This is a genomic window from Marivirga harenae (genome assembly GCF_030534335.1).
GTDB lineage: Bacteria > Bacteroidota > Bacteroidia > Cytophagales > Cyclobacteriaceae > Marivirga > Marivirga harenae.
The window spans coordinates 2,182,913-2,204,582 of the sequence record NZ_CP130565.1; the positions used below are offsets into that span (position 1 = coordinate 2,182,913).

General features: G+C 36.2%; 11 protein-coding genes and 2 riboswitches. Of the genes, 9 read left to right on the forward strand and 2 right to left on the reverse strand.

What is annotated here, in order from left to right; translation table 11 throughout:
• The first annotated feature begins 75 nt into the window (after positions 1–75).
• The 8 genes from murD (at position 76) to Q3Y49_RS09505 (ending at position 9,751) form a co-directional block, all read left to right on the forward strand.
• Complete coding sequence (gene murD / locus Q3Y49_RS09470) at positions 76–1,449, forward strand: UDP-N-acetylmuramoyl-L-alanine--D-glutamate ligase (RefSeq protein ID WP_303272074.1); 1,374 nt, start codon at positions 76–78, stop codon at positions 1,447–1,449.
• A complete protein-coding gene (locus Q3Y49_RS09475; protein ID WP_303272075.1) occupies positions 1,443–2,624 on the forward strand; it encodes an FtsW/RodA/SpoVE family cell cycle protein in 1,182 nt (393 codons plus the stop codon). Before murD ends, Q3Y49_RS09475 begins: the two co-directional genes overlap by 7 nt.
• Positions 2,625–3,731 carry an undecaprenyldiphospho-muramoylpentapeptide beta-N-acetylglucosaminyltransferase gene (gene murG, locus Q3Y49_RS09480; RefSeq protein WP_303272076.1) on the forward strand — a complete coding sequence of 369 codons (1,107 nt, stop codon included), beginning with the start codon at positions 2,625–2,627 and terminating at the stop codon, positions 3,729–3,731.
• Complete coding sequence (gene murC / locus Q3Y49_RS09485; protein WP_303272077.1) at positions 3,728–5,125, forward strand: UDP-N-acetylmuramate--L-alanine ligase; 1,398 nt, start codon at positions 3,728–3,730, stop codon at positions 5,123–5,125. The genes murG and murC overlap by 4 nt, the downstream gene beginning before the upstream one ends.
• Entirely contained in the window at positions 5,115–5,879 is a 765-nt protein-coding gene (locus tag Q3Y49_RS09490; protein ID WP_303267914.1) for a cell division protein FtsQ/DivIB, read from the forward strand. Before murC ends, Q3Y49_RS09490 begins: the two co-directional genes overlap by 11 nt.
• Before the next feature lie 23 nt (positions 5,880–5,902).
• Positions 5,903–7,219: a cell division protein FtsA gene (ftsA, locus tag Q3Y49_RS09495; protein WP_303272098.1), complete on the forward strand. Its 1,317-nt coding sequence runs from the start codon at positions 5,903–5,905 to the stop codon at positions 7,217–7,219.
• A gap of 126 nt (positions 7,220–7,345) precedes the next feature.
• Positions 7,346–8,908 carry a cell division protein FtsZ gene (gene ftsZ, locus Q3Y49_RS09500; RefSeq protein ID WP_303267915.1) on the forward strand — a complete coding sequence of 521 codons (1,563 nt, stop codon included), beginning with the start codon at positions 7,346–7,348 and terminating at the stop codon, positions 8,906–8,908.
• A 417-nt stretch (positions 8,909–9,325) separates the two neighbouring features.
• Positions 9,326–9,751: a DUF5606 family protein gene (locus tag Q3Y49_RS09505; RefSeq protein ID WP_303267916.1), complete on the forward strand. Its 426-nt coding sequence runs from the start codon at positions 9,326–9,328 to the stop codon at positions 9,749–9,751.
• Positions 9,752–9,826: 75 nt separating this feature from the next.
• Here the strand turns inward: Q3Y49_RS09505 and Q3Y49_RS09510 are convergent, their stop codons facing one another.
• Both Q3Y49_RS09510 and Q3Y49_RS09515 read right to left on the reverse strand, forming a co-directional pair.
• Positions 9,827–10,882: a DUF6687 family protein gene (locus tag Q3Y49_RS09510; protein ID WP_303267917.1), complete on the reverse strand. Its 1,056-nt coding sequence runs from the start codon at positions 10,880–10,882 to the stop codon at positions 9,827–9,829.
• 76 nt (positions 10,883–10,958) lie between these two features.
• Positions 10,959–13,427 carry a TonB-dependent receptor gene (locus tag Q3Y49_RS09515; protein WP_303267918.1) on the reverse strand — a complete coding sequence of 823 codons (2,469 nt, stop codon included), beginning with the start codon at positions 13,425–13,427 and terminating at the stop codon, positions 10,959–10,961.
• A 53-nt stretch (positions 13,428–13,480) separates the two neighbouring features.
• Positions 13,481–13,577, reverse strand: a riboswitch (TPP riboswitch).
• A gap of 65 nt (positions 13,578–13,642) precedes the next feature.
• A riboswitch (TPP riboswitch) is annotated at positions 13,643–13,737 on the reverse strand.
• 186 nt (positions 13,738–13,923) lie between these two features.
• On the opposite strand from Q3Y49_RS09515, the gene Q3Y49_RS09520 reads away from it, so the two are divergent.
• On the forward strand, positions 13,924–21,663 hold the full coding sequence (locus Q3Y49_RS09520; RefSeq protein WP_303267919.1) for a T9SS type A sorting domain-containing protein: 7,740 nt from the start codon (positions 13,924–13,926) through the stop codon (positions 21,661–21,663).
• Positions 21,664–21,670 lie beyond the last annotated feature (7 nt).

Sequence of the window (21,670 nt, forward strand, 5' to 3'; positions counted from 1 at the left end):
TCTAGAATCTAGATCCTAGAATCAAGATGTAATACTTAAAACCTAAAACTAAGAACTTATAACATAAGAAATATAGTGAAAAAGAGAATCGTCATATTGGGAGCAGGAGAAAGCGGAACTGGTGCTGCTTTGCTAGCAAAAGCAAAGGGATATGATGTTTTTGTGTCTGATTTTGGTCCTATTCAAGATTCTAATAAAGAGAAGTTAAAAAAAGTGGATGTGCCCTTTGAAGAAGGTAATCATTCTGACGATTTAATATTAAATGCAGATAAGATAATTAAAAGTCCGGGTATTTCATCAACGGTGCAAATAGTGAAAAATGCACTTGCTAAAGGCATCCCAGTTATCGATGAACTGGAGTTTGCATTTAGATATACCACAGGAAAAATTGTAGCCATAACAGGTACTAATGGTAAATCCACTACTACTATGATGACTTATCATTTGTTTAAAGAAGCCGGATTATCTGTGGGGCTGGGCGGAAACATTGGTAAAAGCATGGCTGGGCAATTAGTAGACGAGGATTTTGATTGGTGGGTGCTTGAATGTAGTAGTTTCCAGATTGATGGTTTTACTGATTTTAAACCACATATTGGAGTTCTATTGAATATCACACCCGATCACCTGGACAGATACGATTATAATGTTGAAAATTATGTAGCGTCTAAATTCTCTTTGTTCAAAAATCAAGATAAAGATGATTTTGCAATATTATATACCGAAGATAATTTAATTAACAAGAATCTGGATGAACACCCATTTTCTTCGAAATTATTAGAGTTGAAATTTGATGATTTACCATATGAAGGGGCTTACGCAAACCCATCGGGTATCATCATTAATTTGAATGAAAGAAGACATACATTTTCTCAAGAATTACTGACTATAAAAGGAAAACATAACCAGACTAATGCCATGGCCTCTATTTTAACATCCAAAATTGCTAGAATTAAGAATGACAAGATTACTGACAGTCTTCCGAAATTCAAAAGTATTCAACACAGACTGGAATCAGTGGGGAGCATATATGGGATTGAATTTATAAATGATTCAAAGGCGACTAATGTGGATGCAGTTTACTATGCCTTGGAAGCATTTACTCGACCAATAATTTGGATTGTTGGAGGTGTTGATAAAGGAAATGATTATAGTCAATTGGATGCTGTCAGTACCAATGTGAAAGCCATTATTTGTCTAGGAAAAGACAATGCAAAAATTAAAGATTATTATAAAGATAGGTGTCCAATAATCGAAGAAACGCAATCGATGCAGGAAGCAGTAGAAATGGGATACAAGTTATCCAAAGATAGGGAAGTAGTATTATTATCTCCTGCCTGCGCAAGTTTCGATTTATTTAAGAATTATGAAGACCGAGGGAATCAATTTCGCTTGGCATTCCAATTACTGGAAAGAGAAATAGAATTGAAAAAATTATCGCAGTCATGCTAAGTATACAAAATATTAAAGCTTGGACTGACAAGCACCTCAAAGGAGATCCCGTAATTTGGTCGGTGGTCTTTGCTTTGGGAATGCTCAGTATTTTAGTGGTTTATAGTGCTACTGGAACTATTGCTTACTTCAAATATGGGGGCAATACAGAATACTATTTACTTCGCCATAGCTTTTTAGTGTTTTTAAGCTTTTTTGCTATGTGGGCGGCTCACAAAGTAGATTATAGATATTTTTCAAAATTATCGCGTTTAGCGCTTTGGTTGTCTGTGCCTCTGTTGATTTATGCATGGCAGTTTGGAGTAAACCTAAACAGCGCTTCACGATGGATTACGATTCCGTTTATTAATCAGTCCTTTCAGCCATCAGATCTAGCTAAATTAGCCTTGATTATCAATTTGGCGGGTATGTTGTCTAAAAGACAGCAGAATATACATGATTTTAAGAAGTCGCTAATTCCAATGCTCTTATGGTGTGGTCTGATTTGCGGGTTAATAGCTATGACTAATTTATCTACAGCCATACTATTATTCCTTACCTGTATGCTTTTACTTTTTATTGGAAGGATACCGGTCAAATATCTGGCTATGCTGGCATTCGTGGGAGTTTTTGCAGTAAGTATTGCCATGGTAGTGGGGCAAAGGGGGCAAACTGCCATTAATAGGGTTGAGAATTTCATCAGTAAGGAAAATATACCTTTTCAGGCTCAACAATCATACATAGCTGTGGCTACAGGCGGTGTGACAGGAAAAGGACCGGGCAATAGTAGCCAGCGAAACTTCTTACCGGAAGCATTTTCGGATTTTATTTTCGCTATTGTGGTGGAGGAATATGGAATGATAGGTGCTGGAATAGTGATTCTACTTTATCTGACTTTATTGTATAGAGGTATGAAAGCGGCAGCTGCAAGCGGTAGGGCCTATGGAGGATTGCTGTCGGCAGGACTGAGTTTTGCTATTGTCGTCCAAGCCATGGTTAACATGGCAGTGGCTGTTGGGCTGGGGCCAATTACCGGTTTACCACTTCCACTTTTAAGTATGGGAGGAACCTCACTATTATTTACAGGTATTGCAATGGGAATAATATTGAGTGTAAGTCGTGGAGAAATTGAAGAAACCCCAGATGCCCTAGGCAAAAAGCAGTTTTCAAATTTACCTAAAAAAGAAGCAGCCTAAATGGATATGCAAAAACCATATCGATTTATTTTAAGTGGAGGCGGCACTGGAGGTCATATTTTCCCTGCATTGGCTATTGCTTATGAAATCAAAAAGCAATTACCAAATGCTGAAATTCTGTTCGTGGGAGCAGAGGGTAAAATGGAAATGCAAAAGATACCAGAAGCGGGCTATAAGATTTTTGGATTGCCGATAGCAGGTATTCAAAGGAGTTTGAGCCTCAAGAATTTAAGTTTTCCTTTTAAACTACTAAACAGCTTAAGACAGGCTAAAAAAATCGTTAAGAATTTTAAGCCAGATGCTGTAATTGGTGTGGGTGGTTATGCCAGTGGTCCAACCTTAAGGGCGGCTTCCAATCTTGGAATTCCTTGTTTGTTACAAGAGCAAAATTCTTATGCAGGATTAACCAATAAATGGCTTAAAAATAAGGTGAAGCAGATTTGCGTAGCCTATGAAGGAATGGAACAATATTTTCCTTCCTCAAAATTAAATATTACTGGAAATCCGGTAAGGAATAACTTATTGCAATTACCGGAGAGATCATCTGCTTTGGAAAGCTTTGGATTAGATAGAAATAAAAGGACAATTCTGGTATTGGGTGGAAGTTTGGGAGCAAGAACTATCAATGAAAGTATTGCTCAAAACTTAGATTTGCTGGCCAAACAAGATCACCAAATCCTTTGGCAAACGGGAAAGCTTTACCATAAAGAAATGTTAGTTCGATCTGAAAATGCTGATTCGAATCAATTGAAAGTTGTGGAGTTTATCAAGAATATGGATGAAGCATATGCAGCTGCTGATATTATCGTAACTAGGGCAGGGGCATTATCAGTTTCGGAACTGCAAGTCGTGGGAAAACCAGTAATTTTTGTACCATCACCTAATGTTGCAGAAGACCATCAGACCAAAAATGCTCAGGCTTTAGTCAAAAAAGATGCGGCTTTACTGGTTAAAGATGCGGACGCTGTAGATGATTTATTACCTACAGCTTTTGGATTACTGAAGAATGTTGATCAACAAAAAAAGCTTTCTGAAAATATTATGAAAATGGCTAAACCTAAAGCTACAGAAGAAATAGTATCGATTATTTTTAAAATGATTGAATGAAGATAAAAAATATACATAGCGCATATTTCATAGGAATCGGAGGCATCGGTATGAGTGCCTTAGCTCGATGGTTTCACCATAATGGGGTGCAAGTATATGGCTATGACAAAACATCAACCGAACTGACCACAAAGCTTGAAAATGAAGGGATTTCAATTCATTTTGATGATGAAATTGAGGATATGCCAGCCTTTGTATTTGATAATGATAAAGGAGTTCTAATAGTTTACACCCCTGCAATTCCGAAAGAGCATAAAGGTTTTAATTACCTCAAGGAAAAGGAAATTAAAATGTATAAACGGTCTGAGGTATTAGGTAAACTAACCGAAGGTATGTTTACCGTGGCTGTTGCTGGAACTCATGGAAAAACAACCACTAGTTCTATGGTAGCTCACCTATTGAAAAGTGGCAAAAAAGATATAGCTGGGTTTCTAGGTGGTATTACCACGAATTATGGTACCAATATGGTCATGAATCAATGTGATTACAAGAAGGCGATTATTGTAGTTGAGGCCGATGAGTTTGATCGTTCTTTCCTGACTCTAAAACCCAATATAGCAGTCGTGACCTCAACTGATGCAGATCATTTGGATATTTATGGTAAACTGGAAGAGTTAAAAAAGTCTTTCTCTCTTTTTCTAGAGAATGTAAATCCAGCAGGTCAAATCTATATTAAAGATGGATTATGGGATGAGATCTACTCAAAAAAGATAAAGGCAGAGCCATACTCCTATGGATTAAATGCAGGGGATATTAGAGCATTAAATGTGCAAGTGAAAGATGCGCAATTTGTATTTGATGTCAGCCTTAATAATAAAGTTATCAACGGTTTTCAGTTATCGGTACCAGGCTTTCATAATGTGGAAAATGCTGTGGTGGCGATAGCAATTGCCAATCAGTTGGGAGTAAGTGAAAAGGAAATCATTGAAGGAATCAAGACCTACAAAGGAGTAAAACGAAGGTTTGAATATGTGATACAAAGAGACGGCTTTGTATTTATTGATGATTACGCTCATCACCCGAGTGAGATCAAAGCCATGTTAACTTCTGTAAGGGCTCTATACCCTGGTAAAAAAGTAAGTGTATTGTTTCAACCACATTTATACTCTAGAACTAGAGATTTCGCTGTGGAATTTTCTCAAAGTTTGAGTTTGGCTGATGAAGTGATGTTGTTGGATATATATCCTGCACGGGAATTACCTATTGAGGGCGTAAGTAGTGATATTTTATTGGAATCTATTCAAGTAGATGAAAAATATAAGGTTGAAAAAGAGTCTATTGTAGAGTATCTGAGCAATCGTGATTTCGAGATTTTCATAACAATGGGGGCGGGAGATATTGACCGTTTAGTTGAACCATTAAAAAAAATGTTTAATAAGCAAAATGCAGCTTAAGAGAAGTATAAATATCGTCCTAAAATTTATTTTACCACTTATAGTTTTTGTGGTAAGTATTGGTTTTGTGAGTAAGAAGCAAGATGAAGTGCTTTGCAAAAAGATTATCATCAATATCAAAAATCAACAAGGAAATTTCTTCATTAATGAAGCAGATATTAATGGCTTATTGACCAATAATGGGAATGAAATGATCATGAATCTTCCTTACGAGAATTTTAAATTGAAAGACTTGGAAGAACGAGTAAATGCACATCGGTTTATTCAAGCCGCAGAAGTATATCGTGATTTAGCAGGGAATATGATGGTTGATGCAGTTCAAGCAAGGCCTATAGCCAGAATCTTTAATGCTAATGGATCTGATCATTACATCAGTGACCAAGGAAAAATTCTTCCAGTATCAGAACGATTTACTGCTAGAGTCATGGTTTTGTCGGGAGATTTCTTTAATCGTTACTTGAAAGAAGATATGTTAAAAGACGATGCGGGAAAGGACTTATTTAATTTTATAAAATTTATAGAACAAGATAAATTTTGGAGTGCACAATTTGCACAGTTGGAAGTAGATGATCGAGGAATAATCAATATATACCCACAAGTAACCAAACAATTGATCGAATTTGGTACAGTATATAATTATCCCGATAAATTATCGAAACTTAAAATATTTTACGATAAGATTTTGCCCGACCGCGGGTGGAATCGTTACGATCGTGTAAATTTACAATTTAAAGAACAAATCATTTGTGAATAAAAAACCTAAGGCGATACATGGACATGCAAAATGATAAAATAGTAGTCGGATTAGATATAGGAACCACTAAGATTGTGGTAATAGTCGGACACAAAAATGATTATGGCAAGCTTGATGTTTTGGGCATGGGCAAGGCTGTATCTGATGGAGTGGTTAAAGGTAAGGTCATCAATATAGAGAAAACCATTTTAGCCATCAAAAAAGCGGTAGAAGAGGCAGAAGATAATTCCGGTATCGATATAAAAGTGGTGAATGTGGGGATCGCTGGTCATCATATCAGGAGCTCTATCCAAAGAGGTAGTATTACCAGAGAAGATAGAGATGAAGAAATTACTGTTGAAGATGTAAATCGCTTAACAAACGATATGCACCGAATGGTCATTCCGGCAGGAAACCAAATTATACATGTTATGCCACAAGTTTATACTGTGGATTATGACGATGGAATTAAAGATCCAGTCGGTATGACGGGCATTAGATTGGAAGCTGATTTTCACGTAATAACTGCCGATATTAACTCTATAAATAATATTCAGAAATGTGTTAAAAGAGCAGGTTTGGATATTGAAAATATGATATTGGAACCATTGGCATCTAGCTTGGCCGTTTTGTCTGATGATGAAAAAGAAGCCGGAGTGTGTCTGGTTGATATTGGAGGTGGCACGACCGATATTGCTATTTTCCACGAGAATATCATTCGTCATACTGGTGTGATACCTTTTGGTGGTAATATCATTACCTCAGATATTAAGGAAGGCTGTATGGTGATGCAACAACAAGCAGAATTATTGAAAACCAAATTTGGCCGAGCGATTTCAACTGAAGCTAGTGAAAATGAAATCGTTTCCATTCCAGGGTTAAGAAATAGAGCGCCAAAAGAGATATCTATCAAGAACTTGGCTCATATAGTGGAAGCAAGAATGGAAGAGATCATTGATTTGGTTCATGCAGAGATATTAGCTTCAGGCTATGAAGGTCGTTTGGCTGGCGGAATTGTCATCACAGGTGGTGGTTCGCAAATGCACAGCGCAAGACAGCTAGTAGAATACTTAACTGGAATGGATGCTAGGATCGGTTATCCAAACGAACATTTAGGAAGAACAAAAATAGAGGCTGTAAAAAGCCCGATGTATGCCACATCTGTAGGATTAGTATTGGCAGGTTATCGCTCAATTGATGAGCGAGAAAATAGGTACTTGGAAGCTAAGTTGAATAACCAGAATATGTTTATCAACCATAAGCAAAAAAGTGCTAAAAGAGAAGGAGACTTCTTTTCAAAAATTATCAATAAAACGAAGAGTTTTTTGATAGATGATTTTGACGATAAAGATGATTATTAAATAGCGCCTATAAGGCAATTACTTGATTGTCTTTGCTGGTTACCTGATATTCAGGACCAAACAAGATGATTTGTGTAATGAATTTAAGATCAATATGACACTGAAAGAACTTAAAACACGGATATTATGACTGAAGGAGCTTATAAATTCGAAATTCCAAAACACCACAAATCTATCATTAAGGTGATAGGTGTTGGTGGGGGTGGCAGTAATGCTGTTAATCACATGTTTAACCAAGGCATCAGGGATGTTGAGTTTGTAGTCTGTAATACAGATTCTCAGGCTTTGAAATCTAGTCCTGTGCCTAATAAATTGCAGATTGGAACCAACCTAACCAGTGGTTTGGGTGCCGGTGCAAATCCGGAAAAGGGAAAAGATGCAGCATTGGAAAGCAAGGAAGAGATCCGTGATTTATTGGGTAATGATACCAAAATGGTCTTTGTTACAGCTGGAATGGGCGGTGGTACTGGAACAGGTGCTGCCCCGGTAATAGCTCGTATTGCCAAAGAGATGGATATTCTTACTGTGGGAATTGTCACTTCGCCATTCAGTTTCGAAGGAAAGAAAAAAGTTCGTCAAGCTGAGGAAGGAATCCGTCAATTAAAAGAGAATTGCGATACGGTTTTGGTGATTCTTAATGATAAATTAAGAGAGATCCATGGTAATTTAACCATTGGAAATGCCTTTGCGAAAGCCGATAATGTTTTAACAACAGGTGCCAAGGGTATAGCTGAAATCATTACAGTTCCAGGTCAGGTAAACGTGGATTTTGAGGATGTTAAAACGGTGATGAAAAATGCAGGTGCTGCAGTTATGGGCTCAGCTAAGACCGATGGTGACGGTAGAGCATTAAGAGCTGCCGAAGAAGCATTGTCATCTCCTTTGTTAAATAATACAGATATTCTAGGTGCTCAGAAAATCTTGTTATCCATTATCTCTGGTCAGAAAGCAGAGTTGCAGATGGATGAATTGACAGAAATTACTGATTATATTCAAGAGAGAGCAGGTGATGAGGCAGAAGTAATTTTTGGTCATGGGATGGATGAGTCTTTAGGAGAAAGTTTGTCTGTAACTGTAATTGCAACCGGTTTCGATCAAAGCGGCTATAAAGAGAACGCTATCCCACATAAGGAAGCAAGAAAGGTTTATGATTTGGATTCAAATAAGCAAATCACACTTTTCGGAAATGAGAAGGAAGAGGAAAAGCCTGAGCCAAAGAATGAACCAAGTCCGTTCACTTTTGAGAAACGCAACACTCAGGAATCGAGACCACCTGCCGAGGAGGAAAGAGGATACACATTTGGATTCCCTTCTAAAAAGAAAGAGGAACCCGAATATGTGGAAGAAGAGAACGATTACGCAGATGATTTTACTGAAAGTTTATCCAATGATTACGAAATAGTGGATAAATCAGAAAGTCAGGATGATATTGATAAGAAAGAGGCTCTGCGTCAAGAAATGTTAAGAAATCGTTCAAAAGAGAGAATTGAAAAATTGAAGAATTTAAATGGTGGTCATACCAATACTCCTGAAGCCTACAAGCAAATGGAGGTTCCGGCTTACAAAAGGAAGCAGGTCAAATTAAGAGATGTGCCGCATTCTTCTGAACAAAATGTATCAAGGTTCAATTTGAATGATGATAATCAGATCTTGGGTAATAATAAATTCTTGCACGATAATGTAGATTAAAGTTTGAAATCATTGCAGTCATAATAAACAGGTGTAAAGGCAGCTTCGAAAGGAGCTGCTTTTTTTATGCAAAACACAGAGATCCCCGGTACTATTACAAACTCATACTGAAGAGTTCACAAACAATACATAGGAATAGGTTGTAACTTATATTTTTACCGAAATATCTGATAGGATATCAAGGAGATAAGTGTTCAGATTTATTAATTTCTTCACTAAAGGGAAATACCATATGTGTTCTTTTGTTTCTTTGTGGTTTTCTATTCGTGCTAGGTAGCACTCCAGTCATCATCTGAATTCACTTTTGACTAAATGGTATTAATCAATTTCAAATTTCCCTGAAAATCCAGCCCCCAATTTTGTGAAAACGAAAATGTTTGCAGTAAATTCGTCCTACAAAATTTAAGCACATAAAACATGACTTTAAAAGATATAGCATCAGTAACAGGAAAAGGTGGTTTGTTTCAGGTAGTTAAGCCTTCCAGAACAGGCGTTATTTTAGAATCATTGGACGAAAAGAAGCAAAAGCTTGTGGCTCATGCTCACGATAGAGTTTCCATTTTGGATGAAATATCTATCTATACAACTGATGCAGAAGGAAATGTTCCTTTGCAAAAGATTTTTAATATCATGCATGATGAGTTTGCAGATGACTTGGGGATTGATGCAAAATCATCAAAAGAAGAGATCATGGCATTTCTAAAGCATGTTTTGCCTAATTATGATGAAAATCAAGTATATCCTTCCGATGTGAAAAAGTTGGTGAGCTGGTATAATACATTGTTAAAAGAGGCTCCTGAGGTTTTGATCGCAAAAGCTGAAGACAAGAAAGAAGAGAAATAGATGAATATTTAAGTAATTTGAAAAGGCCAGATATGCATTTTTTTTGAAGCGATCTGGCCTTTTTCATTTGACTATTTAAGTAAATATTTTGTCATTGATCTTTCTCACTTGTTTCCAATCAAGTGTTTCGCCTTTCTTTAAGAAGTTATAATGATCGTTAAAATAGCTGAAGCAAATACTTTTGAAATCTTCCGGTCGTATACTTGAAGAATAGATAGGCCTAAAACAAGGGCTTAAGTAACGTTCCTTTTTGCTTAATTTCTTTCCTTTCAAACGAAGAATAGGGGCGGTATCCGTAAAATGTTCGGCCTCCCATTTTTTACCGTTTTCTTCAATGTGGTTTAATTGATCGCATAGCTTTTCCATACTGATTCTTGGAAAATGTTTTCTGTTGGTATTGATCCATGTGGTGTATTTAAATTCCAGTTCGTATCGATTGTCCGGATAAATACTCATAACCATATCAGCCAGTTGACTATTGTTATATAATGCATAGTAATGCAGTGGTTCTTTTGCATCTACAATATGCATTCTAATGTCATCAATTGTTTCTTGCTGATCAATTTTTGCAAGATGAGTCAAAACTAAATTGAATTCTTCCGTTTCAGGAATTACTTCTAATGGTAAATCAATTACTTTATTGAAAGCATCTAAAAAATGAATGTATTTAGGTACACAGGCTTCCATTTCCTTTTCCGCGATCTCTGGTGCGCCAAAAGGAGGGTAGAATAAAGTTGCTTCTTTCTCATTCAACCAACAGACGATTTTCAATGCTTTTTTCCATTCAAGATATTGAAAATTTATCTCTCTAAAATCCCCAATTTGAGCCATTTCAGTCAATAAATCATAATTTTCCATTGCGATAGAAGGATTAAAAATTGCCCAAACGCCCAGAAAGCCGTCTATGTCGTAGTGATTATTAGTCACATATTTTTTATTTAACTCAGGGAGCTGATTCTGAATGGCTTTTAGTACAATTTCTGTACTAGTATCCGCCTGACAGCCTTTAGGAGCAGGAGCTCCTCTCCAATGTGATAAGTCAAAGCCCTGCGGATGATGAGCATCTACAACCAAAACCTCATGAGGATATTTTTTGATGTCGTAAAAGGGGATGAATGTTTTATTTTGCATGAATAAAGTATAAAGGTGCTACTTCAATCCTGACAGATTTTTAAAATCTGTCAGGATTGATGATATTTCGTTGTTATTAAAACCTCAAATTCAAGCCCAATAAATAATTGGTGCCTGCCTGAGGATATAAATAATTTTCTCTTACCTCATAAGTTCCAGCATTGTAGCCAAAGGTATAACCATTGGCTGAGTACATCTCATTAAAAACGTTATTGATCATTAATTTAAGTTCAGCTGTTTTCAAGAACGGCAAACTAAATTGATAGCTTCCTACAAAATCACTTACGAAATATGGATCTAAAGCTCTGTCATCGTTTGAAGTGTTATCGAGATATTGCTTGCCTACATATTTATTTAAAAATGTGAACTTCACGCCCCTCAAGGGTTGATATGTAATTTCTCCCGCTGCGATGATGTTAGGGGAGAATGAAATATCTGTATTACTATATTCATTTTCGATAACATTAAATTCATCAAAAGCTTCACCATAATCATATATCACTTCTGTGAAATTGGCTATTTTATTTTGACTGAATGTAGCATTTCCACCTAGAGACCATTGTTGATTGAATTTATAGGCACCAATTAATTCTATTCCGGCTCTGTAGCTATTGTCCACATTTGTTCTAATACTTGAACCCACATCATTAAGTTCTCCGGTCAATACCAATTGATTATCGTAATCCATATAATACACTATAACTTCGGTACTATAATTACGAGCTTGCTTTTTATAGCCTAACTCATAGTCATATAAGCTTTCATGCTGAGGTATTATGCCTTGTGGTGCATCTACAAAATCATTTCTAACCGGCTCTCTATTGGCTATAGCAACTGATGCGTAAAATTGACTGTTATTAGGTAAGCTATAAGTGAAACCGGTTTTCGGGTTAAAGAATGTATATTCTCCACCAGTATTGATTTGAGCCAAATCAGCATCAATACCCTTTGTGAGGTAATTGATATTTCTAATTTGCAAATCGGCAAATAGATTTAGCTTTTCATTAAGCTGATAATTTGCTTTTAAAAAGTTGTTGAAATCATATTTTCTACCGTAGTTATCGTAATAGCGATCTCTAATTTCTGAATTACCTGCAAATCTTGCCCAAACAATTTCACCAAAATGATCGCCATCATATTCATTATATGCACCGCCTAAAGTGATGTCCCAATCTGCTTTTTGATAGTTGAAGCTGTAGGTAAAACCATAAAAGTGATTATCTAACCATCTTCTTCTAATTAAATCGCTCGAGCTGATCGTTTCATTGCCAATCTCAATATCATTTAACTGATAGTCAGTCAAGTCATCATCATTTCTAAATTGCTCATAATAACCTCTTCCATACGTATAATGAAGAGCGGCATTGGCTTGAAGGTTTTCAGTGAACTGGTGAGACAAGTGTAACTGATAATGGTCTTGTTGATAATTGTCGGTCTCATTATCATATAAGTAGTAGTTAAATGTCCTACCTGAATTCAACAGATTTTCTGCTTGCTCATCAGTGTATCCATTATTAATTATCACCTCCTGCATTCCTTCCTCATCATTTTCTATGCGGGCTTCCGGAGTACCCCACCAGCTTTGGTAAGTTTGCTCTTTTCCGCCAAAAGCTAAAGCTTTCACTATGGTTTTATCCCCGTAGTAAGCCCCTGATAAGAAATAGGATTGCATATCGGAACTCGCTCGATCAATATATCCATCAGAGTGAATGGAAGATAATCTCCCTTCAAATGACCAGCCACTGTTCGTGATTCCTGAATTGAAAATCACATTATGTCTTCTGGTATTAAAAGAGCCGAAAGAATTATTTACTTCCCCAAATGCATCTTGAGCTGGTGTTGAGGTTTGCATATTGACGGATGCTCCAAATGCAGCGGCTCCATTGGTAGAAGTCCCAACTCCTCGCTGAATCTGGATATTATCCACCGAGCTGGCTAAATCTGGCATATTTACCCAAAAAGTCCCATGAGATTCCGAGTCATTAATTGGAATTCCATTCACAGTCACATTTATTCTGGTTCCGTCACTTCCTCTGATTCGCATACCGGTGTAGCCTACACCAGCACCTGCATCTGAAGTGGTGACCATGGAAGGAGTATAATTTAAAAGCATGGGCATGTCTTGTCCTAAGTTTTGCCTATTGAGTTCAGCTTTTTTGATATTGGTGAAAGTGGTGGGTGTTTTCTCATCTGCTCTGGTGGCAGAAACCATTACCTCGTCTGTTAACTGTATATCTTTTTCCAACTCAAAATTAAGCTGGATGTCTTGGCCTTCCACAGTGATTTTCTTTACCATCTGTTTGTATCCGATATAAGAAACTTTTATTTCAAAGTCTCCAGTTTCAACTTTATTGATGCGGTAATTCCCATCAATATCCGTTGCACTTCCTTTTTGTATGGATTGGATGACCACACTGGCTCCCACTAAAGGTGAATTGTCTTCCTGGGAAATCACTTTTCCCACAATGCTATTTTGAGCCATTAATTGCATGCTCATTAGCATTACTAAAGCAGTTGAAAACCACTTTTTAGTTAATTGTAACATTTTGTAAATTGTTTGTTAGTGAAACTTGTGGAGGCGGGGTATGTACCTCCTTCATATTCCTTAACCAAAATCCCTGCGACCGCATTATCGGCATCAGGTTCATTGGGTATGATCTCAGCCCGTTGTATTAAGGCACCCCAGCGTTGAAACGCTTTATCTTCACAATGGATTATCAGGAACAATCGTTCCAGAATCCTATTTTAAATTCATATTTATTGATTTATGTTCAAAATTCCTACGCTCGCATTACCGAGATCAGGTTCAGGGTATGTTCTCAGCCCGTTATATTAAGGCACCCCTAATTGATGTTGCAAGTATAGTAGTGATTAATGAAGATTACAAATTCTATATCACTATTTTAAGTATTTTATTGATATAGAGTGTTTCTGTAAATATTTGTATTAAAGTAGTTTGCTGCAAAATATTAATATATTAGTTTTGAAGTTTGGGAAAATCTGTTCCTGTAAAAATAATTCTTAAATACATTTAATTCTTTATGGAAAAATTTTACTCCCCCCTTAAATCCCTATTGTCTTTATTTTTAATTTTATTTTCATTAAACGTTCACGCAGCTGATTATTTTTGGATTGGTGGCACAGGTGATATTAACGATCTTAGCCATTGGGCAACAACTAGTGGAGGGTCAACGCTTCATACAAATCTTCCCGGTGAAGAAGATAATCTGTTTTTCGATGCCAACTCTTTCTCGGCTAATGACCAGCAAATCAATTTTAATCAAAATATTTCGTTTCATGATCTTACAGCAGATAATTTAGGCTTTGCCATTGATTTTATTGGTTCAGGTGACTGGGACATTTACGGCTCTTTATATATATCTAATCAGGTAAGTCTTGCACTTAATTCCGCTATTTATTTCACTTTTGATGAGGTAGAATCTCTTTTTGTTGCACAGAATAGCTTCAACAGTGATCCTGATGCAGTGAGTGTTACCCTTGATGGAAGTGCCCAATTGAATATGAATTCAGGAATTGGTGCTAATGTATTTTATCATAGTTCGGGCACGGTAAACTACGGAGCAAACAATTTCAACTTCACTTACTTCTATGCGCTTTATTCTTCAGTAAGAACCTTAAATATTGCAGATGCGACTATTAATGTAGAAAGGTGGAATGTAAATGATGATGACAATATTACCGTGATAAGTACCAATTCCACAATTAACGTGAATGATGAATTTCATGGAGGGTCAAAACAGTATGATAATATAATTGCTTCTGAACCTGATCTTTTTGATGATGTATATGTTACGGGAAATAATACCTTTTCTTCTATACAAGTAAATGAAGGTGTAGAGCTTGAATTAGAAGCTGGAAGTACTCAGACGGTGACTTCCTCTATTGATGCAAATGGTACAGAAACCAACTTGGCACATATCATTTCTTCAACTGAGGGAACCACAGCCTTTCTTACTGGCTCAGGTTTAAATATAAATGGGACTTATGTAAATGTTTCTGATGTAGATTTCACTGGATCAGCCACTTTTAACTTAGAAAATTCCCTGGTTTTAGACGATTCCCAAGGTTGGGAAATTAACTCAGTACCCACGCCAACAGATAATGGTCAGTTTTATTATTCAAGAATATATAGCGACAGTGTTTATTTAGGCCTGACTGCAGGTGATGGAATGGAAAGAATTGTTTTTATGCGTGAGGGGACTTTCCCAGATGTAACAGTCGCAGATGATACCGAATATACCGCTAATACCACTTTTGGAGCTGGGGATTTAGTAGGTACAGATACTTATGTGGTCTATCAGGGAACGGAAAATCAGGTGAAAATCGATGGACTCAACCCTAATACAGAGTATTATATCACCAGAATGGAGGTAAATTCTACTTCAGATAATTCTAGTATCAAGTATCAAAGTACTTCTACAAGTTTTTCGAAGATTGCTACCACTTTAGAAAGCGGAAATATATACATGGAAAATGGAAGTGTAAATGTAAATTCGGGAGACAGTTTTTATGATGATGGAGGATCTGGATATTATTTTCCGAACAGATCGCAGGTATTTACATTAAATTCAGCTGAAGCAGGTAAATCAGTAAAGTTAACCTTTAATACTTTAGAAATTCGTTCATTTGAGCAACTGAGAATTTTCGATGGAGCTGATACAACGGCTAATTTATTAGAATCCTTTTCTGGCTCAAGTCATTCTCTGCCATTAAATGTGGCTTCTTCCGGGGAGTCCTTAACTGTTAAATTTGAAAGTGATGATTTTGAAACTTCAGATTTTAGTTCTGATGGTTGGCAGGCGGATATAGAAATATCCATAAATGCTCCCACCGAGAGATCAAGAAATTATGAAATCACCGACTTTTCTGATACCTCAATAGATTTTTCATTTACAGCAGGTAATGGATTGAAAAGGTTGGTTGTAATGAATACAAATAGTAACGCAATTCAATTTTCACCAGTAAATGATCAATCTTACACTGCAAATTCAGTATTTGGTTCTGGTGAAAATGTGTCTGGGAATGAATATGTGGTAGCTAATGGTGATATTTCATCAGTCTCTGTCAGCAGTTTACCTAATGTTGGAAAATATAGTGTGAAGATTTGGGAATATAATGAAATTGGCGGAGAAATAGTTTATGCTGAAACAGCCTATCAGTTTGAAGTCGGTAATGACTTAGTAGCTCCTGCAGACATTGCAGGGAATTATTCTTATCGTTTCAGTGGATATGCTATGGTTACAAAAAATACCATTGAAAATACTGGATACTTACTTGTCAACGGAAATCCTTTCCCTGATGATAATTATCGTTTAACGCTAGCAAGTGAAAACCCCATAGATACTTCTGCTATCAAGGACGTATTGGTGGATGATTTTATTGTCAATGCGGACATATATAGCCAAGGAGATGAAATCATTGAAGGAGTTTTTGCTGTTGAAAAAATATCAAGAAGCCCCATTACCAACATGGCAGGTTTCTCACCGGGGACAACTTATTATTTTGCCTATATAGTGTTAAGTGAGAATGCCGTTGGCACTCGATACGGCTTAGATAAAATAACTACTAATTCATATACGACTCTTAGTCAAGAAGATCTTATCATGGAAGAAGGTAGTGCTACAATTAATCAACAGACTAAACTTTATGATCCACTAGTACTTAGTTACAGGGTGAGTAAAGAAGGTGGTTATACACAGACTTTCTATCCACAGAATACTGGAGATAAACTAGCCTTTAAAACAGATTTTGTAAATCTAAATTATCGTGCCAGTAAATTTGAGTTTAGGATTTATGATGGTGAAAATACTGATGCACCACTTTTAGTAGATTATAGTGGCAAAGTAAAAGGTGCTTACGAAATTCTTGATGTCTTGGTAGCAAGTAATGATAAAGGTGCTTTAACATTTCATTACCAGATTAATTCAGGAAGTTTCAGTAGTTCGCAGGGACCGTTTGGTTTTTATGGGGAATTATTTCTTCAAACTGAGCAGTCTGCTCCTTCACAAACGGTTTCTTCACTGAGTGTCGATAATCTAAGCGCACATACAGCTGATTTAAGCTGGAAGAGAGGAAATGGGGATAAAGTGCTGGTTGTTTTAAATAAATCAGAAAAACCTTCCATGACACCAGTTAATGGTCTTAATTATGAGGTAGGTCAAGATATATTAGGTGCTCAAGAAATACTTTTAATAGGAACAGGGGAAGAAGTCAAATTGACTGAGTTAGTTCCTGGCAGGGATTATAAGGTTGACTTTTACGAATTCTTTGATACCAGTTCACCTGTTTATGGGCAGCGGAATTCAATTTCTTTTAGTACGGATTCAAATAGACCAACTGTCCCAGCACAAAGCGTTAGTTATGAAGTACTAGAAAATGAAAAGATTAGGTTACAATGGGAAAATGGTAATGGAGAAGCTAGAGTTGTAATTGCAATTGAAAATGGATTTTTCACTCCGACAAAGCTTGACTTTGACGGTAAAAGTTTCCCACAGGGAAATTCCAATTTTGAAGAAGGGGAAGACCATTATAATAATGAAGGAAGAAAATTCAAGGTATTATATAATGGCATTGATAACTCGGTAGTGATTGATGGGATAAGAAGTGATCGAGTTTATAGCTATACGGTATTAGAGTATAACGGAACTGGGAAGTCAACAAATTTTCTCTACGATGACATGTATAGTTTTGCACTCTTCCAAGAAGCTCCAAGCACCCAAGTAAGTAATCTTACAGCAAGTGATGCCACTGCCACAACTATTAAGCTGGATTGGGAATCACCTAAATACTTTTATGAGATCGTCTATTTAAGTACAGATCCTAATGAGGGCTTAGACTTGGATCAATTTGTGATGAATGAGTCTGATATTTTGAATTACACCCAAGAAAATGGTAAAATCGTGTATTCCGATAGAGGATCTTTCCCGAATAGTTTGGATTACCTCTTGCTTGAAGATCTTCAACCAAATACTACTTATTATGCAACCGTATATTATGCTCAAAGATATGCGGATTCTTATAGTGTTAATAAAGTAAACCCTACGAAGGTCACTTTTACTACAGGAGATTTCCAGAAATTTTACTGGGTAAACGGTTATGGAAACTGGAATGACAAAAGCCACTGGGCTACAACAAGTGGGGGTAACGTTCGTCATGATACCATTCCAAGCAAAGAAAGTATTGTAATTATTGATGAAAATTCCTTTTCCAGTGAAGATACGGTTCAAATTGATGCTTGGGGTAATTTATATGCTTATTCTTTTAATGTCAGCTTAGATTCTAAAGAACTTCTTTTCAATAATTACGATAGCATTGAAGGTTATAGCAGGTATCCATATTGGAATATAGAATCCAATATGATTCTTAGTGATTCAGTTAAAGTTGGTCCTAATACAATGGCTGGCAGATTTTATGGGGCCTTACCAGAAAATATCATTGATATCCCCAAGGATATTAGCAAGTATGGATTGGATTATATATATATTGAAGGAAGAGATAGTACTCATTTGTATAAGGTTAATTCGATTCCAGATAGACTGTATAGTATCAGATTTTCTGATGTAACTGTAGATTTTGATGCTATTGATTCCTTGTCCATATCATATAGTTTATCAGAAAATGGGAGCGTAAATTTACTTTCCATGCCTAATTATATAAACATTGGACGTAGGTTGTCTTCTTCGTCAAGATTTTATAATGTTTCTAAGATAGAGTACCATAAAGAATTAGAGATCAATCAGTCCCCTTCAATTGATAGCTTATTCTTAAACGGAAGAGATCTGATGATAAGTCCCGATGCTAATTTGACTGTAAATCATATAATAAATGACCCTGAACAGGAGTGGAGGATCTACTCTGGTACTAAAGGTAGTCACGGTTACATATCAACAGAAAATGATTCATTAATAATAGAAAATGTTGAGATTTACGATAATCATACCAAAGGAGCGAATAGATTTATAGCCAGAAGATCGCTTCTTTATGATAATGTAGAAGGTTGGGAGATTGACTCTATAAAAACACCGTCAAGCCCTGAACGACCAGGCAATGTATATCTAGAATATGGTGACTCAACCAAGATAGAAGTAAAATGGAGAGATTTAGTATTTGGGGAACCACTTCTTATGATTTGGGAGGGAGAAAAAGGTAATGAAAACCCAGTACAAAATACAAAATATAATTATGCTGGTAGTTTTGAATCTGCTGATACTTTAGGAAGCGCAAAACTAATAAATCTACAAGGTTTAGAGTCGTTAAATTTGATTGACCTAAAACCTAACACTCAATATTATCTGGAATTATATAGCTATAACCAATATGATTCAATGGTAAGCTACAGTAGTAGTGCTTCAAGATTTGATTTTAAAACCTCTAATGCTAATGATGTGTTTTTTGGTGATTCTTACGATAACTCCGTAGTGGCTAATGGACAAACCTTATATAGTGCACAAGGAATTGGATATTCTCATGATAGTGATGGAAAATATCAACGGCAATATCTAACAATTTTACCAAATGATGAAGATAAAAAAGTTGTCATTAAATTGGAATTTTCAGAGTATAACGTAATGGAAATGAGTCTAAATTCCTCTAATACAGAAGACTTTATTACAAAATTTTACTTGAGTTCATTTGGTGATCCCAAAGAATTTGACAGTACCTATTTGAGTCTTACGAAGGGTGATGGATTTCGTGCTTTTTTAAGAAAAAGAGGTGGATCAAGCGCTAACCCTCCGGGTCCGAGATTTAATATCCAGTCAGTCAATGGAGAATTGTCAGCTATGCCTGACTCAATAGTTAAGAATTTAGAAGTGGCATCAGTTACGGATTCAACCGTTACTTTGTCTTGGGATGCTAATCCTGAAGAAAAGGTGCTAATTGTGGGTAGAAAAAGATTCGCTACTAAGTTTGAGCCAAACAATTACTTTAGTTATCCAGCAAATACAAGTTTCGGTAAAGTGGATCCAGTGTTCAATGATGATGAATATATTCTGTTTTCAGGTTATGGAGATCAGGTTACGGTAAGTAATCTTGAACAGAACACCAATTACGTTTTTGAAGCCTATAGCTTTAACGATTTAGATGGGTTTGATCCTCATTATAAAACTGATACTTCAGCCGTAGTGGAGGCAAGGACTGGGATTAGAGTGCCGGATACGGAATTACAGGATTTCAATATTACTGAGATTAAAAGTAATTCAATAGCTTTTGATTATAATGGTTTTGAAGCAGATGGTTCTATCGTAGTAGCATCTCTAGTTCGAGATTTTGAATTTACCCCAGTAGATTCTTTGGAATTTAGTACATATAACAGTTTCACCGGTTTCAATAGTGCCCCTGAGTTGACTGATAGTGTAAGGATTTTGTATGCTGGAGATACGGAAGAAGTACTATACCATGCTTCAGATTTTACTGAGGAATCTAACTACTTCATCAAAATCTTCGCATTCAATGGAGATAGGACTGAAAAAGTTTTTCAAAAGAACTATGTTCATTATGATTCCATTGAAACTAAAAGTGCATCTTTCGAAATCATTGATATTTCAAGTGATATAGTTTGCCCTAATTCAGTGGTCAATATAGATTATCAATACTTAGGATTCAATTACGAAAATCAATTAGCTAAGGTGATTTTATCTAGTGATGTTAGTATGTCATCTGCAACGGAGCTAGAAATCGTGGATTCTTCTAGTTTCAACATGAATGTAAAGATCCCGCAGCAATTGGCGGTCGGAGAATACTTCATTGCAACCGTACCAACAGCAGGTGATTTTGAAATAGTTTCTAGACCTATAACTGTTGATACCGCTGAGGCATCTACTATTACCAAAGTAGATAATATTCTAATTTCCAACGATAATGAGAATACCACTTGGTACAGAAATAACGTGCTAGTTGGTAATTCTGAGGATTTGGATAGTCTTGAGGTTTTTCAAGAGGGATTGTATTTTCAGACAAAATCTTTTGGCAACTGTGAATATACTTCAAATGAAATATATGTTAAAGCCCGCATAACTTTGGGTCAAGACACCACCCAAACCTGTTCGAATCAATTTATTGACCTAAGGTTTGAAAATGTTTTTGGGAAGTTGAGCAGTTCATTTAATTATCACGCATTGCTGATGGATGGGGCTGGAAATGAACAATCTATTGAATTGGATGCCATCAATATTGAAGATAACTTCTTCAGTTTTTCTCTGTCAGATAATCTACCAACTGATTATTATTCAATTGTACTGAAAACTGAAGGAGACAGTATTGATTCTGATACTGCCACTCTTTATGTTGAAAAACTTGAACCAGCAGTTATTACTTTAACTGAAAATGGACTAACTTCAAATTATCAAGAAGGCAACCAATGGTTATTGGATGGAGAGCCTATTAATGGAGCTAATTCACAAACTATTTCGATAGAAAGATCAGGGGTTTATTCAGTTGAAGTATCGACCGACTTTTGTACCGTTCAATCAGAAGGGATAACGCTTACTTCAAATAGAAAAGGTCTGATGGCTGTAGGATTTCGGGCTTTTCCCAATCCAATCCGAAATGATCTGAATCTGAAGTATACTGGTGATGAGTATTTTGGATTGAGTAGTGTAGTTTTAAGTGATTTGACAGGAAAAACGGTGTATAATGGTTTACATGACTTTCAAACAAATAATAAGCTTGAAATACCATTGAATGAAATTAGTCCGGGAGTTTATTTTATCACTGTAGAGACCAAAAATTTCAGAGTGCAACAGAAATTGATTAAAAAATAAAACACTT